This is a genomic window from Cellulomonas sp. A375-1 (assembly GCF_001040865.1).
In the GTDB taxonomy this organism is placed as follows: Bacteria; Actinomycetota; Actinomycetes; order Actinomycetales; family Cellulomonadaceae; genus Cellulomonas; species Cellulomonas gelida.
Genome location: NZ_LFKW01000109.1, coordinates 1 through 529, shown reverse-complemented (window position 1 = coordinate 529; position 529 = coordinate 1). Strand labels below are relative to the sequence as shown.

Annotated in this window: 1 protein-coding gene; it reads right to left on the bottom strand. The window is 74.5% G+C overall.

Annotated features, from left to right (window positions below; all coding sequences use genetic code 11):
• The coding region (locus CWIS_RS11530) for a thioesterase family protein (protein WP_048343446.1) at positions 1-291 on the bottom strand (291 nt) is incomplete at its 3' end.
• Between the last annotated feature and the right edge of the window lie 238 nt (positions 292-529).

Below are 529 nucleotides of genomic sequence, written 5' to 3'. Positions count from 1 at the left end.
CAGGTGACCGATCCACAGCTCGACGACCACGGGCGCACGCCGATAGCCGAGCGGCTTGACGTACTGGATCTCCTGGTGCGCGATGAACGTCGCGACCTGGGCACCCGGGCCCGCATCGATCACCGCGGTCGACCGCGTCCCGGCGCGCTCGCCGTCCGGGCCCACGGGGTGCTGCCAGAAGACCTCGATGCGCGCCTCCTCCAGGAGCCGGAGCATCTCCACGTTGTTCACGTGCGCGTACGCGTCCATGTCGGACCAACGCAGCTGCACCGGGATCTCGAGCCTGGCCATGCACGTCCTTCCTCGCCGCGGCGGGCGTGCGCCGCGCCACCCGGCATCCTCCCCCGCGGCGGGCGGCGACGACGAACTCGCTCAGCGTGCGGCGGCGCGCGTCGCCTCGCTCCGGCACCGCGTGAGCGCGTCGACCTGTGCCGCGAGCGGGTCGAGGACCAGCCGCTGCGCGACCTCGCGGACGGACGCGCGCAGTCGTCGGCGCGCCGCTCGCGCACGGCGACGCGCGCCCACGTGC